At 72.5% G+C, this 15,024-nt stretch carries 8 protein-coding genes and 1 pseudogene; 7 read left to right on the top strand and 2 right to left on the bottom strand.

The features are described from left to right. Nucleotides 1–122: 122 nt before the first annotated feature. From M8J73_RS45315 to serC, 6 genes and pseudogenes are all read left to right on the top strand, one after another. Nucleotides 123–2,744: a sensor histidine kinase gene (locus M8J73_RS45315; RefSeq protein ID WP_308408368.1), complete on the top strand. Its 2,622-nt coding sequence runs from the start codon at nt 123–125 to the stop codon at nt 2,742–2,744. Continuing rightward, nucleotides 2,741–3,142, top strand: a pseudogene (locus M8J73_RS31550) (roadblock/LC7 domain-containing protein); the annotation flags it as partial. The gene M8J73_RS45315 and the pseudogene M8J73_RS31550, both read left to right, overlap by 4 nt. A gap of 200 nt (nt 3,143–3,342) precedes the next feature. Then, nucleotides 3,343–3,690, top strand: a complete 348-nt coding sequence (locus M8J73_RS31555) for a DUF742 domain-containing protein (RefSeq protein WP_055541466.1) — start codon at nt 3,343–3,345, stop codon at nt 3,688–3,690. Then, nucleotides 3,671–4,948: a cytochrome P450 gene (locus M8J73_RS31560; protein ID WP_055541454.1), complete on the top strand. Its 1,278-nt coding sequence runs from the start codon at nt 3,671–3,673 to the stop codon at nt 4,946–4,948. Before M8J73_RS31555 ends, M8J73_RS31560 begins: the two co-directional genes overlap by 20 nt. A gap of 134 nt (nt 4,949–5,082) precedes the next feature. Continuing rightward, the gene (locus tag M8J73_RS44985; RefSeq protein WP_055541455.1) at nt 5,083–8,778 is read left to right on the top strand and encodes an NACHT domain-containing protein; all 3,696 of its coding nucleotides are present in this window, start codon (nt 5,083–5,085) and stop codon (nt 8,776–8,778) included. Nucleotides 8,779–8,788: 10 nt separating this feature from the next. After that, nucleotides 8,789–9,907 carry a phosphoserine transaminase gene (gene serC, locus M8J73_RS31570; protein WP_055541456.1) on the top strand — a complete coding sequence of 373 codons (1,119 nt, stop codon included), beginning with the start codon at nt 8,789–8,791 and terminating at the stop codon, nt 9,905–9,907. A gap of 97 nt (nt 9,908–10,004) precedes the next feature. On the opposite strand, the gene M8J73_RS31575 is transcribed toward serC, so the two are convergent. Beyond that, nucleotides 10,005–11,618 (bottom strand): alpha/beta hydrolase, encoded by a 1,614-nt coding sequence (locus M8J73_RS31575; protein WP_055541467.1) that lies wholly within the window; start codon nt 11,616–11,618, stop codon nt 10,005–10,007. A 221-nt stretch (nt 11,619–11,839) separates the two neighbouring features. Here M8J73_RS31575 and M8J73_RS31580 point away from each other — a divergent pair, with 221 nt between their 5' ends. After that, nucleotides 11,840–13,270 carry a penicillin-binding transpeptidase domain-containing protein gene (locus M8J73_RS31580; protein WP_055541457.1) on the top strand — a complete coding sequence of 477 codons (1,431 nt, stop codon included), beginning with the start codon at nt 11,840–11,842 and terminating at the stop codon, nt 13,268–13,270. Between the two features lie 195 nt (nt 13,271–13,465). Here M8J73_RS31580 and M8J73_RS31585 read toward each other — a convergent pair whose 3' ends face one another. Continuing rightward, entirely contained in the window at nt 13,466–15,004 is a 1,539-nt protein-coding gene (locus M8J73_RS31585) for a cellulase family glycosylhydrolase (protein WP_055541458.1), read from the bottom strand. Nucleotides 15,005–15,024: the final 20 nt, after the last annotated feature.

Consider the following 15,024-nt stretch of genomic DNA (forward strand, 5'->3'; position numbering starts at 1 on the left):
CTCCCATATAGTGACGCCCAATTGAGCACCAGGTGTCGCTTCTCGCACAGGAACCGACCGTGTTACCGAGACCAGGAACCGACTGAGTTACCGAGTCCAGAACCGACCGAGGACAGCAGACCATGACCGCGCCCAGCCCCCCACGCCCTCCGGGCGACCGCCCAGCGCTCCGCTCAGTCCTGCCCCTGCCCCTGGTCACCGCCGTGTTCACCGCCGCCGCGGCCGGCGGTTCGGTCGCGCTGGCGCCCGCGTCCTTACAGGTCCCGGTGGCGGGTGGCGCGGGCGCCGCCGCCCTGCTGCTGACGCTCGCCGTCGCGGTCGCCGTCCACGCCCGGCAGTCGGCGCGGTCGCTGCGGCACCGACTCGACGCCGTGTCCCGTGACACCGGGATGCTCCTCCAGGAACGGGCCCGGATGACGGCCGAGTTCGGGCAGGAACGGGCGCGGCTCACCGAGGAGTTCCTCCAGGACCGCGCCCGGATCGCCGCCGACTACGCCCGCGAACGGACCCGGCTCACCGCCGAACTCGACCACGAGCGCGGCCGGCTCGCTGACGAGCGCGCCCAACTGGAGACCAGGGCCGAGGAGGAGAGGTCCCGTCTCCTCGACCGCGCCCGGCAGGCCGAGACCGAGCGGACGGCCGCCCTCGCCGTCACCGCCAACGTGGCCGGCCGGATGCAGGCCCTCGCCACCGGCACCCTCGCCGACCTGCGCGCCATGGAGGAGCGCCACGCCGACGAGGACGTCCTCGCCGACCTGCTCCACCTCGACCACCGCACCGCCCAGGCGGGCCGTCTCGCCGACTCCGTCGCCGTCCTCGCGGGTGCCCGCTCCGGGCGCCGCTGGGCCAAGCCCATCCCGATGGAGTCGATCCTGCGGGGCGCGATGGGCCGCATCGGCGCCTACCGCCGGGTGCGGCTGCACTCCTCCAGCGAGTCCGCCGTCGCCGGGCACGCCGCCGAGGGCGTGATGCACGCGCTCGCCGAACTCCTCGACAACGCGGCGAACTTCTCGCCGCCGACCGCCGAGGTCCACGTCTACGTCGAGGAGGTCCCGGCCGGCGTCATCATCTCCGTCGAGGACGCGGGCCTCGTCATGAGCGACGTCCAGCTGCGCCGCGCCGAACGCGCCGTCTCCGGCGAGGACTCCGACCTCACCGGCCTCACCGGCACCCGCCTCGGTCTCGCCGTCGTCGGCCGCCTCGCCCGCAAGCACGGCCTCAAGGTCTCCTTCCGCCCCTCCGCCCGCGGCGGCACGGGCGTCCTGATGCTCGTCCCGCAGGACGTGCTGGCCGGTACGGTGCCGTCGGCGGGGATGCCCTCGGAGGCCCCGGCCCCCACGGGTGAGCGGACACCCGCCTACGCCGAGCGGTCGACGCCGTTCACCCCCGTGCCCGCACCGCACGACCTGGACGACGAACCGACGCCGACCCACGAGTCCCCGTACGGCGCCTCCGCCGGCCCCGAGGAGCCCCCGACGGGCCCCGGTGGCCTCCCCCGGCGCCGCCGCGGCCGGTCCCTCGCCGAGGCCGAGGCCCGCACACGCGCCCAGGCCGCCGACGGCCCACCGGCCCGCGACTCCCGGCCCGCCGAGGACGCCAGCACCGGCGCGGTCCGCTTCAGCAGCTTCCGCCGCGCCGTCCGCGGCACGAGCGGCCTCGACCAGGCCTTCGTCCAGGGCACGTCCACGGACGACGAACCGTCCACGGGTCTCCACCGGCCCGCGGAGGGGCCGGAGCACGGGGAGAACACGGGGCGGCCGGACAGCGCGGAGTCGCCGGGAACGCCCGGTGCGCCGATCACGACGGGCACGCCGCTCACGCAACCGGCAACGGGGTACCTTCCGAACCCCGGAGGGGAGAGCCTCCCGGAACCCGTACGGGACGGTCTGCCGGGCCTCGTGGGGGAGACCCGGTCGGAGTACGTACGGGAACTCCTGCCGGAACCCTTGCGGGAGCCGGTGCGCGAGCCCCTGGCGGAGTCGGTGCCCGACCTCGCCACGGACGCCCCGATCCCGCCGCCCGGCGCGGCCGTACCGCCGCTCGCGCTGGAGCCCGCACGGGAGCCCGAGTGGGGTGTCGCCCGGGGGGCGACCTGGGAGACGTCCCCGGCGCCGGAGCCCGAGTGGGAGCCGACCGCTCCCGTACCGGACCCCGGGTGGGAGCCGGAACCCGTGCGCGGCGCGCGGTGGGAGTTCGAACCGGTACGGGACGAGCCGTGGCAACCGGTGGGCGACACACCGTGGCAGCCGGAACTCGCCCGCATCCCCCTCCGGGAATCCGAGCCGGCCCGGGAGACCCCGTGGCAGGCCGAGCCCACCCGAACCCCGACGCACGAGGCCGAACCGGTCCGGGAGACCCCCTGGCAGGCCGAGCCCGCAGGCACCGCGCCGCACGAGCCCGAACCGGTCCGGGAGACGGCATGGCAGGCCGAGCCCACCCGAACCCCGACGCACGAGCCCGAGCCGGTCCAGGAGACCCCGTGGCAGGCCGAGGCCGTGCCGGAATCCGAGGCGGTGCGTGACATCCAGTGGCAGTTGGACGCGTTGCGGGAGCTGGCCCGGGATCCCCTGCGGGACGGCCGGCCCGCGCCGGCCGACGACAACACGCCCTCCGCCCACGCGCCGTCGTCCCACGCCCCCACGCCCCCGCACCCGGCCCCCGGCAGCGCCGACGCCGACCCCGCACCCGCCCCTCATCCGGACCCCCATCCACATCCCGACCTGGAAGGCGACCCCACCCCATGACCGGCACCGGCACCACCGCCGACGACAGGCTCACCTGGCTCATGGAGGGTTTGCTGGAACGCACTCCGGGCGCCCGGCACGCTCTCGTGCTCTCGCGGGACGGGCTGAAGCTGTGCCGTACGCCGGAGCTGTCCGTGGACCAGGCGGACCAGCTCGCCGCGATCGCCGCCGGCATGCAGTCGCTGTCCCACGGCGCCTCCGTGGAGTTCGGCGACGGCAGCGGCGGCGTGCGGTCGGCGATGGCGGAGTTCCACGGCGGGGTCCTGTTCATCGTGGAGGCGGGCGAGGGCGCGCATCTGGCCGTCGTCACGGACGAGGACGCCGACGCGGGTCTCGTCGGACACACCATGAGCGAACTGGTGGAGCAGCTGGGCGAACACCTCAGCGCCCGCCCGCGCCACCGGCCGGAGGCACCCGCGGACCCGACCGCACACACACAGCCGACCACGCCCACCCTGTCGACCACGCCGACCCCGGCCTCGACCACCTCCCCCACCACCTCCACCTCCACCACCACCGTTTCCCCCGCACCCGCTTCCCCCGCGACGACGGCGTCCACCTCGGCTACTTCGGCTACGGCTCTGGCGCCCCGTACGTCATGAGCCGGCCCGGCAGGGACGACCTGCCCGACCGGCTGTACACCCTCACCGGAGGACGCAGCCGGTCCGCGCCCGGCACCCCCTTCGACCTGGTCACCCTGGTCACCGCCGAGTCGCAGCCGGTGCCGGGGATGCAGTCGGAGCACACGGCGATCCTGCGGCTGACGGAACGGCCCACGGCGGTCGTGGAGATCGCCGCCGGGCTGGGGCTGCCGGTGAGCATCACCAAGGTGCTGCTGTCCGACCTCCTCGCCGCGGGCCGGGTCAGCGCCCGGCACCCGCACAAGGCCACGCTGATCGATCTGGACATCCTGGAGCAGGTACTAGTTGGACTTCGCAACCTCTGAGCACGGCGGGGACAGCCGGACGCCCGGACCCGGGCCCGGCCCCGTCCCCGTCGCCCTCACCGGCGCCCGCTTCCGCGGTGACCCCGCCGCCCTCTACCGCGAACTGCGGCGTGAGCACGGCGAGGTCGTCCCCGTGCTGCTCGACGGGGACGTGCCGGCGTGGCTGGTGCTGGGCTACCGCGAGCTGCACCAGGTGACGAGCGACCCGGAACTGTTCAGCAGGGACTCCGAGTTGTGGAACCAGTGGCCGAACATCCCCGCCGACTGGCCCCTGTTGCCGGTGATCAGCCGGGAGCAGCCGTCGATCCTCGGCTCGGTCGGCGAACGGCACCGGCGGCGGGCCGCGCTGCTCGGTGAGGCGCTGGAGGCGGTCGACGCGTTCACGCTGCGCCGCCACGCCGAGCGGTTCGCGGACGAGCTGCTCGACGCGGTATGCGGGGCGGGCACGGCCGACCTCGTCGCGCAGTACGCGGCGCTGCTGCCGGTCCGGGTGCTGGCGTACCTCTTCGGCTTCCCGGAGGAGCAGGGGCCGGATCTGGTCGTCGCGTTGACCGACATCCTCGACGGGCAGGGCCGGGCGCAGGCCGCCGAGGCGCGGCTGACGACGGCGATGACCCGGCTGGTGGCGGAGCGGCGGGAGCGTCCCGCGGACGACGTGGTGTCCCGTCTGCTGGCGAACGCCTCCGCCCAGGGCTTCTCCGTCGAGGAGGTCACACACGACGTGATGGTCATGCTGGCCGCGGGACACCAGCCGACCACCGACTGGATCGGCAACTCCCTGCGGCTGATGCTGACCGACGAGCGTTTCGCGGCCTCCCTGTTCGGCGGGCGCAGCAGTGTGGCGGAGGCCATGAACGAGGTGCTGTGGGAGGACGCCCCCATCCAGAACGCGGCGGGCCGCTGGCTCTCCCGCGACACCCGGCTCGGCGGCCGTGCCCTGCGCGCCGGGGACCTTGTCCTCCTCGGCCTCCAGGGCGCCAACTCCGACCCCCGCGTACGCACCCACGGCTCCGCGCTCACCGGCGGCAACAACGCGCACTTCTCCTTCGGGCACGGCGAGCACCGCTGCCCGTTCCCGGCGCGGGAGATCGCCGAGGTCATCGCGCGCACCGGTATCGAGGTCGTCCTGGACCGGCTGCCGGACCTCGACCTCGCCGTACCGGAGGAGACCCTCGTCCGGCGGCCCTCGCCCTGGCTGCGGGGGTTGGTGGAGCTGCCGGTGCGGTTCTCGCCGTCGCCCGCGGTCGGCGGCCGGTGACCCGTGCCGCGTCGAGTGGCGGGGTCGGGACCCTGCTGGTGAACTGAAGGCAGGGATCCCTCCGCCTCGACATCCCGCAGCCAGGAAGCGTCGGCCCCCGGCCGATCCCGGCCGAGCCGACGGAGTGGTGGTCGATGGGATACGCACTCCACCCGCACAAGGTCAAGATCGTCACGGGACCACCACAGGCGGGCCCTCTCCATGAGTTCTGGGCGCATCTCCGACGCCCCTTCGTCTCCGTCTTCTGGCATCTCCGCGGCCGCTGGCTGCTGCACCGGGGCGTCACCCGCGCCGGGCGGTGGTGGAACCCGCCGTTCACGACGGCGCTGGTGGCGCTGGTGGCCGTGCTGACGGCGGGGCTCGTGGTGTGGTCGGTCCTGGCGGTGTTGGACCTGGCCGGCACCAAGAAGGTGGTGAAGGACTTCGGGCCGCAGGGGATGTGCGACAACGGCAACGCCGCGGCGTGCGACACCGTCAGCGGCGTCGCGATGCCGTTGTTGCTGTTCGCCGCCTCCACGCTCCTCTTCCTCTCCTGGCGCCTCTGGCAGGTCCGCCGCTACTGCACGTACCAGGCCCGGCACGACCCCGGGCGGCTGGTGCAGACCGCCGGGAGCCTGATGGACGAGGTGGTCGGACGGGACCAGCTCTGCAACGCCCTCATGAAGAACCTCAACGACAAGAAGGTCCGGCGCCCCCATGTCGTCGTCGGGGGCGTCGGCGCGGGCAAGACCGCGCTGTTGGTCCGGCTGGCCCAGAAGCTCGCCGCGGTGGGGGCGGTGCCCATCCCCGTACGGCTGCGGGACGTGCAGGGCGACGAGCCGCTGGACTTCTCCGAGTTGGCGCTGGCCCGGTTCCGGGAGATCGTGCGGCCGAAGGTGCGGTCCGAGGGCGAGGTCGACCGGATCTGGCGGTGGCTCAGACAGCGGGCGGACCGGATCGTGGTCCTCGCGGACGGCCTGGAGGAGGCGTTCGCGGAGGACGGTCTGACCGGCCGCCGGGACAATCTGATCCGGGAGGCGATCCGCCGGGCCGGGGAGGAGGGGCTGCCGCTGGTCATCGCCTCGCGGCCGCACGACCCGCTGCGCGCGATGCAGGCGGCCGTGTCGGAGCTGGAACCGCTGAGCAACGAGGCGGCGTTGCGGTACATCGCCGGCAGCGGCAGCTGGCGCGCCGACCTGACCGTGCTGGACCGCATCGTGGAGGCCGCCGACATGGCGGAGTCCCCCATCTATCTGAAGATCGCCAGGGATCTGCACGCCCAGGACCTGCTGGAACCCCTGTGGGACGGCGGCGGTGACCAGGACCTCCAGCTGTACGACAGCTGGCGGCTGCGGGCGGAGCTGATGGAGACGTGGATCCACGCGCTGGTCGACGGGGACGTGCATCCCGAGCTGCCGATCGACCACGACACGAGGCTGGCGGTGGTGGAGTACATCTCGGCGCTCGCGTGCGTGGGGCTGGCCTCGGACAGCGCGGACGTGGGCCTCGGGGAACTGAGCTCGGCCCTCGGTGAGGCGGACAGCGCGTCGTGGGGCCGGGGGCTCGGGATGCGGGCGGCCCCGAACACGGAGTGGAACCGGCGGGTCGCCCGCGCACTGGACCGGCGGATGGCGGAGCTGCGCTGGTGCCCGGAGACGTACGCCGTCAGGCGCGGCGCGCCCTGGACCGTGGGACAGCACCCCTGCCAGAGCGCCCCGGGCGGCTCCGACTGGTGGGTGGGGCCCAGGATCGACATCCGGATCGCCGCGACCTGGGGCACCCGGATGGGACTGGTCCACGAGAACGGTGACAAGGTCCGCTTCCAGCACAGCATCGTGCAGGCGTATCTCGGCTCCCGGTTCCTGGACGAGATGTTCGGGCCCCCGGACGCGGCGGACCCGCAGCCGAGCAGCGCCCCGGCGTCCGCCGCTGCCCCGCCCGACGCGCACATCGCCGGGGCGTTGCGGCAGGGCGGGCGGGAACTGCTCATCGCGCTCACCCTGTACTCCCGCTCCCCCAAGGGGCGGTGTGTGTGCGGGCCCTCGGGTGCGGGCCGGCACGCCTGCTTCGTCGACCGGACCCGGGAACTGCTCACCGCGCAGGCCAAGGGCCTGCTGGCCGAGGCGACCGACGCCCTGCACACGGTCGGCCAGGACAGCGGGGGCGGAGGGCTCGACGACCACGACAGCCCCCGGCTGCGGGCGTTGGAGAACTACGGCACGGCCGTGGAGATCGACAGTGTGGGGATCGCGCCCCGGCAGCAGGACCTGGTGAAGGAGATCGAGCGGGACTGGCTCCGGCTCGGCCAGAACGAGGACCCCGCGCGGCTTCGGGAGGCGAAGCTCGCGCTGGTGAGGCAGTGCGGCACCGCCGTGCGCCGCGTCGCCGCCGTGCGGAGCCGGGCGCCCGGGGACGAGCATCCGGCGTACCCGGTGTACGAGGTCATGTTCCGGATCGGCCGCAAGGAGACGGACCGCCGGGTGCGGGAGGCGCTGGTGAAGGAGGTGGGCGCGGGCGGCGAGCCGGCGTACCAGGCGCTGTGCTCCCGGCTCACGGAGCCCTGCGCCACCCTGGAGGCCGGACGGCGCAGGGGTCCGGCGGGCCGGGTGACGCCGTCGGCGGACGAGGTGGACGGCCATCTCCCGTTCTCGTGGGATCTCGCGGAGCAGCGGGAGCGGGAGGAGCGCAGGGCGGCGGAGGAGGAGGCCCTGGCGGAGAAGGGCCGGTGGAACTGCAACGCCATGCGGGCCTGGCTGCTGCCGCTGCTCGTGGACTCGTCCGTGATGGCCCGGCGCCGGGCCAGTCCCCGTGACGACCTGGACAACTGGGTGCGGGTGGCGACCGGGGCGGCCCGTGCGCCGATCACCGACGACGGGCCCGGCGCGGCCGTCGGCCTGGGGGTGACGCTGGCCCAGGGTTTCAAGTACGCCGCCAACCGGCGACCGGGTCCGGGTGTCAACCGCGGGGCCCGCGACTTCCTCGTCAAACAGGCGCGGGACCTGCTGAAGCAGAGCACCTTCTGGTACACGCGGCTGACCCTGCTGCACGCCCTGACGCTGTGGAGCCTGCCCGATGACGTCACCGCCGACCAGCCGATCCGCGGTCCCGGCTCGGACCCCCGGGGTCAGGTGCGGGAGTGGCTGGCGCTGGGCGACCGGGGCCGAGAGGAGCACCCGCTGGTCGCGGGGGCGGCGAAGCTGGCGGTGCGGGCGTTGCAGACCCGGCGGCCGGAGCGGTTCCTGTGGATCGACGAGGCGGCCTTGGCCTCCTGCATCGGCACCGAGGTGGGGGCCCCGGGCGAACAGCGGGCCCACAACCTGTGGATACCGCCGTCCACCGGCTGGAGCACCCTGGACCCGAGGGCACAGCAGCTGCTGGCGGACGTCCTGCTGCTGATGGTGCTCGGCGAGCGGTCGCACCGGCCGAACGAGAGTTTCCCGATCCTGGAGCGGTGTGCGCGGGAGCCGGCCCGGACGCCGTCGTGCCTGCGCAGGGACCGCACCCGGCTGCGTCCGGTCCGCGGGGCGGAACGCGTCGCGCAACCGGGCTCGAACTGCACACACGACTGCTGGCTGCGGATGTGCCCCTACCCGGCCAAGGTGGAGAGCCTGCGCATGGAGTTCAGCGAGGTCTTCTGCCTGCACCAGCGGGACCTGCTGAAGAAGTGGCAGCCGTGGGCGTGGGCCTCGCTGCGGTTCCGGCGGGAGGCGCCGTGGCAGCGCGGGGTGCCGGTCGCCGGGATGCGCCGGTTCTGGGACCAGATGAGCGACCGGGCCCGCGACATCGGCCCCGGCACGGACCCCGTCTCATCCGACGGACGACGTTTCGCCCAGGTTTCACGGAGCCGATAGGCTCGCACCCGTGGCTGATATCCAGATCCCCGCTGACATCAAGCCCGCCGACGGACGTTTCGGCGCTGGCCCCTCCAAGGTGCGGACGGAGGCGCTGGACGCCCTGGCCGCGACCGGCACCTCCCTGCTCGGCACCTCCCACCGCCAGGCCCCGGTGAAGAACCTGGTCGGCCAGGTGCGCGAGGGCATCAGCGAGCTGTTCTCCCTGCCCGAGGGCTACGAGGTGGTCCTCGGCAACGGCGGCTCCACCGCGTTCTGGGACGTCGCGACGCACGGCCTGATCGAGAACAAGAGCCAGCACCTGACCTTCGGCGAGTTCAGCTCGAAGTTCGCCAAGGCCGCCAAGCTCGCCCCGTGGCTGGCCGAGCCGACCGTCGTCTCCTCCGACCCCGGCACGCACCCGGAGCCGGTCGCGGAGGCGGGCGTCGACGTCTACGCCTTCACCCACAACGAGACCTCCACCGGTGTCGCCACCCCGATCAAGCGGGTGGCCGGTGCCGACGAGGGCGCCCTCGTCCTGGTCGACGCCACGTCCGGCGCGGGCGGTCTGCCCGTGGACATCGCCGAGACGGACGTCTACTACTTCGCCCCGCAGAAGTCCTTCGCCTCCGACGGCGGCCTGTGGATCGGTGTGTTCTCCCCGGCCGCGATCGAGCGCTCCGAGCGGGTCCACGCGAGCGGGCGGCACGTCCCGGAGTTCTTCTCGCTGCCGACGGCGATCGACAACTCCCGCAAGAACCAGACGTACAACACCCCGGCGCTCGCCACGCTGTTCCTGCTGAACCAGCAGCTGGAGTGGATCAACGGCCAGGGCGGTCTCGCCTGGTCCACGGCCCGCACGAAGGACTCCTCGACCCGCCTGTACGGCTGGGCGGAGGAGTCCAAGTACGCGACGCCGTTCGTCTCTGACCCGGCCAAGCGCTCGCAGGTCATCGGCACGATCGACTTCGCCGACGAGATCGACGCCGCGGCCGTCGCCAAGGCCCTGCGCGCCAACGGCATCGTCGACACCGAGCCGTACCGCAAGCTCGGCCGCAACCAGCTGCGCGTCGCGATGTTCCCGGCGATCGACCCGGCGGACGTCGAGGCCCTCACGAAGTGCGTCGACTACGTGATCGAGAAGCTCTAGCCGTAGCCGTTCAGCGGTACGACGCCGAAGGGCGCCCGGTGGGGTCACCGGGCGCCCTTCGTGTCGTCCTACGGGGTGTTGCCCGTGTCGTGCGGAATCAGCCGCGGAAGCCGAGGATGCCGTGCAGGGCGGCACCGCCCGTCGCGGTGGACGCGCCCGACTGCGCCGACATCTTCTGCGCGGCCTGCGGCTTCGGGTCCGGCAGCTTCTTGCAGACGGCGTCGATCTGGCCCTTGCCGTGCGGCACCTTGCCGTTGCTCAGGTAGGTCGCCAGGTACTTGTCGAGGCAGGAGTTGCCGCTCAGCGAGATGCCGTGGTTGCCACCGCCCTGCTCGACGACCAGGCTGGAGTTCTTGAGCAGCTTGTGGACGGTGAGGCCGCCCTCGTACGGGGTGGCCGCGTCGTCCGTCGCCTGGAACAGCAGCACCGGCGGGAGCTTGGAGTTGGCGACGTTCACCGGCTTGAGGGTCTTGGTCGGCCAGAACGCGCACGGCGCGTTGTACCAGGCGTTGCTCCAGGCCATGAAGGGCGCCTTCTTGTAGACGTCCCAGTTGTCCTTCTGCCACGTGCTCCACTTGCGCGGCCAGGACGCGTCACGGCACTGCACGGCGGTGTAGATGCTGTAGCCGTTGTCGCCGGAGGCGTCGACGGCGGCGATGTTCTGGTACGCCTCGACCAGCGGCTCGGCGTTCTTGTCGCCCACGTAGGCGGCGAACGCCTCGGCGAGCGTGGGCCAGTAGCCGTTGTAGTAGCCGCCGGGGATGAAGATGTCCTCCAGCTCGGAGGCGCCCACCTTCACCTTGCCGCCCACGGGCTTCTTGGCGAGAGCGGCCCGCATGGCGTACCACTCGGCCTCGATCTTGGCCGGGTCGGTGCCGAGCTTGTAGGTGGCGTTGTTCTTGGCGATCCACTTCATCAGCGCCTTGTGGCGCTTGTCGAAGGCGTAGTCCTGGTCGAGGTTGTCCTCGTACCAGACGCCCGTCGGGTCGACTATGGAGTCGAGCACCAGGCGGCGCACGCGGTCCGGGTACTGCTTGGCGTAGACGGCGCCGAGGTACGTGCCGTACGAGTAGCCGAAGTAGTTGATCTTCTTGGCGCCGAGCGCCTTGCGGATCGCGTCCATGTCCTTCACGGCGTTGGCCGTGTTGATGTGCGGCAGGACGTCCTTGTACTTGGTCGCGCAGGCCGCGGCGAAGGACTTGGCGCGGTCGAGGTTGGCCTTCTCGAGGGCGGGCGTGCTGGGCACGGAGTCGGGCCGCACCGGGTTGAAGTAGCCCGGCTTGCAGTTCAGGGCGGGCTTGCTGGCCCCCACGCCACGCGGGTCGAAGCCGATGACGTCGTACTGGGACGCGACGGCCTTGGGCAGGGAGCCGGCGACGAAACCGGCCAGGCCCAGGCCGCTGCCGCCGGGACCGCCGGGGTTGACCAGCAGCGGGCCCTGGTACTTCTTCGCGGTGTGCGGCACGCGGGACAGAGCCAGCGTGATCTTCTTCCCACCCGGCTTGGCGTAGTCCAGCGGTACCTTCACCGACGCGCACTGCATCGTCGGGGCGCTGTCCGTGGCGCACTTCTTCCAGGAGACCTTCGCGGCGGCGACCTGCACGGTGTTCACGGAGTGCGGCGCGCCGGCGTTGGCACTGGCGGGGGCGGCTGCGAGCGTCCCGGCCAGTACGACAGTGGCGCCGCTGAACACGGCTGCGCTTCTCTTCATGGAGTTCTCTCTGAACAGTGAGGGGGGTTCCAGGTCCGCGAGGTTCGCGGCCCGTGCCGCATGGTTCCTGAAGATCACGCCGCGCATAAACAGTTTCGACCAAGACTTGACTGAATTGAGTCATTGGAATTACTCAAATTGCCCACAGACAACGCCAGTTGCCCACAACCGGGACAACCGTCCACCGCCCCCGTCGCTCCGGAACTCTCTACGCTGTACTCATGCACTCGACGATCAGGGGGGCGCTCGGCGTCTCGAGTGCTCTCGTCGCGCTGGCCGTTCTGTCGGCCGGCTGCGACCAGGGCGGCTCACCGACCGGCTCCGCCGACAAACCGGCCACGGGGGACGGCACTCGGCGCACGGACAGGACGCCGCCGCACCCCGGCCTCGGCGACATCCTCGTCGGGGACGAACCCGTCACGGGTTCACGGAGGACGGGCGAGGACAAGGCGCCCTTCGAACGCACCTACACCGACGGGCCCCTCTACGCGGCGGTCACCGGATACCGGTCGACGGCCTTCGGCAACGCGGGCCTGGAATCCGTGTACGGCGACATCCTGGCCGCGGACGCGTCCGGGAACGCCTCGGGCGACGTCATGACGACGATCGACCCGAAGGCCCAGAAGGCCGCGTTCGAGGCGCTGGGCGACCGGCGGGGCGCCGCGGTGGCCCTGGACGCCGAGTCGGGGGCGCTGCTCGCGGTGGTCAGTACGCCCTCGTACGACCCCACGACGTTCAGCGGTCACGGCCGGGCGGACGCCAAGGCGTGGAAGGCGCTCACCGCCGACCGGCGCTCGCCCCTGCTCAACCGGGCGCTGCGCGAGGTCGGCGCGCCGGGCGGGACCTTCAACGTCGTGGTCGCCGCTGCCGCGTTGGAGAAGGGGCTGTACGCGTCGGTGGACGAGCGCACCGACAGCCCTCTCACCTATGTGCTGCCCCAGTCGACGACCAGCGTGACCGGCGCGTCCTCCGGGTGCGAGGACGCCCCGATCGCGCGGGCACTGAGCCTCTCCTGCGACAACGTCTTCGCCAAGATGGCGTCCGACCTCGGTGCGGACGAACTGCGCTCGGTGGCCGAGAGGTTCGGGTTCGACGACGACACGCTGACCGTGCCCGTGCGGGTCGCCGAGAGCGTCTATCCCCGGGCGGGCGTGTCGCGTCCCGCGACGGCGCTCACGGGCATCGGCGCCGGGGACCTCCGGGCGACCCCGCTGGCGATGGCCCGCGTCGCCGCGGCGGTCGCGAGCGGCGGACGGCTGGTGGCTCCTACGCTGGTGGAGCGGGTGACGAAGGCCGACGGCGGCACCGTACGGTCCAAGGCGAAGGGCCGGACGGGCCGGGCCGTCTCCGCCCGCACCGCCGACGCGCTGAGGGACGCGCTCGGGGCCACCGCGGGCGAGGTGCTGTCCAGCGGCGGGGACAAGGCCGGGTCCGGGACGGGCGCGAAGGCGGCGTGGGTCTCGGACGGCCGGGACGGTACGGGCAGCGCGTGGTTCATCGCGTACACGGACGGCGCGAAGGGCCACCCGGTCGCCGTCGCCGTCCGCGTCGAGGACCAGCCGTCCGGGGCGGACCCCCGCAAGGCCGCCGAGCCGGCCGTCACCGTCGGCGAGAGCCTGCTCGCCGGCCTTTCGTCAACCACCCGGCGCTGAAGGGCCGGGTTTGCGCGGGAGACGACACCCGGCCGCTCCGCGGCCGGGTACGGGCAGCGATACCGCGGCGCTGCGCGCCACGAGCACGAGGATGTGCTTCCTCCCAGGGCTGAAACCCTGGGATTCCTCGCGAGAACAGGCTGATCGGGTATCACGTCGACGGGGCGCCCGGCGGTCACCGGGCGCCCCTCGGGTTCAGGTCGCCGTGCAGCTCACGCTCGGCACACCTCCGCCCCCGGGCGTGCCCCCGAAGCCGAGGGTCGCCGAGGCGCCCGCGGAGAGGGCGCCGTTGTGGGTGGCGTTCGTCGCGGTGACCGTCGCACCGCTCTGGGTGTACGACGCGTTCCACATGTTCGTGACCTTCTGGGAGCCGCTCCAGGTCCAGGTGACCTTCCAGGACTTGAGCGCGGTCGTCCCGCTGTTGGTCACCTTCACCTCGGCGTTGAAGCCGCCGCCCCAGTCGCTGCTGACGGTGTAGACGGCGGCGCAGGCGGGTGTCCCGCCGCCGGGCCCCCCGGGGTCACCGGGGCCGCCCGGATCGCCGGAGCCGCCGCCCGGCGGGAAGCCCGGCGCCTTGATGCTCGTCAGATAGCCGTCCTTCACCGTGTCGACGGTCTGCCAGTCGTCCTTCAGGATGCCGCCGGTGTCACCGGAGTTGGGGTTCCAGGACCAGAAGGTCCAGTGGAAGGAGTCGTTGCCGTACGTCGAGGTGGAGCGGAGGTAGGTCACCAGGGCGGCCAGCCAGCGCTGGTCGACCGTGGCCTGGAGGGTCGTACCGAACTCGCCCACCCAGACGGGGGCGATGTTCTGCTTGAAGATGTAGCCCCAGTAGCGGTCCCAGACGCCCGGCATGTTGTTGGGGAAGTTGGGGTCGCTGAACCAGCTCTGCTGGGCCACGCTGGTGGCGTAGTCGTGCGCGGAGTAGACGAGACGGTTCGGCACGTCGAGCCGTACGGGGTGGTCGGCGACGCCCATCAGATTGCCGCCCCACCAGCCCGAGACGCCGTTGTACGACTGGACGCCCTCGACGAGGACCAGCAGGTCGGGGTTGGCGGCGAGCACCGCGTTGCCGGCGCGTTCGGCGGCGAGGCGCCAGTCCTTGGAGGTGTCGCCGCAGCCCCAGCAGGCGGGGTCGTGCGGCTCGTTGTGGAGGTCGATGCCGATGACGGTGGAGTCGCCCTTGTAACGGGTCGCGAGGGCCTTGAGGTTGGCGATCCATGTCGACTCGGGGACTGTCGAGGTGTACCAGAGCGCCGACTGGCCGGCCGCGTCCGGGCGGTGCCGGTCGAGGATGATCTTCAGTCCGCTCCGCCCGGCGTGCGCGACCATCTTGTCCAGGACCTGGAGCGAGGTCAGACCGCGCAGATCGGTGTTCTTGCCGTCGAAGTTGAGACTGTCGGGCATGGTGCCCGGCTTGAGGATGTCGTCGCTGTAGGGGATGCGCAGGGTGTTGTAGCCCAGCGACTTGATCTGGTCGATCATGCTCTTGTAGTCGCGGGACCACAGGCCGTGGGGCACGTGGTTCGCGGTCTCGAAGCCGAACCAGTTGATGCCGGCGATCCGCACCGACTGGTTGTTCGCGTCGAGGATCTGGCGCCCGTTGGTGTGCCAGTAGCCGGCACCGGCGGCGGCCTCGGCCGCCGCGGCCGACGGGGCACCGCCGGCCAGCGGCAGCACCAGCACGGCGGCGGCCGCGCACAGGGCGCCCAGAGTTCTCCGTAAGCTGCGGAACATGACGCTGCTTCCTCCTCGGG

Origin of the sequence: Streptomyces neyagawaensis, assembly GCF_023516595.1 — a bacterium.
Taxonomy (GTDB): domain Bacteria; phylum Actinomycetota; class Actinomycetes; order Streptomycetales; family Streptomycetaceae; genus Streptomyces; species Streptomyces neyagawaensis.

Excerpts from the sequence above, each read along its gene's own strand:
- M8J73_RS45315 (WP_308408368.1), top strand. The coding sequence starts at position 123 with ATGACCGCGCCCAGCCCCCCACGCCCTCCGGGCGACCGCCCAGCGCTC.
- M8J73_RS31555 (WP_055541466.1), top strand. The coding sequence starts at position 3,343 with ATGAGCCGGCCCGGCAGGGACGACCTGCCCGACCGGCTGTACACCCTC.
- M8J73_RS44985 (WP_055541455.1), top strand. The coding sequence starts at position 5,083 with ATGGGATACGCACTCCACCCGCACAAGGTCAAGATCGTCACGGGACCA.
- M8J73_RS31575 (WP_055541467.1), bottom strand. The coding sequence starts at position 11,618 with ATGAAGAGAAGCGCAGCCGTGTTCAGCGGCGCCACTGTCGTACTGGCC.
- M8J73_RS31580 (WP_055541457.1), top strand. The coding sequence starts at position 11,840 with ATGCACTCGACGATCAGGGGGGCGCTCGGCGTCTCGAGTGCTCTCGTC.
- M8J73_RS31585 (WP_055541458.1), bottom strand. The coding sequence starts at position 15,004 with ATGTTCCGCAGCTTACGGAGAACTCTGGGCGCCCTGTGCGCGGCCGCC.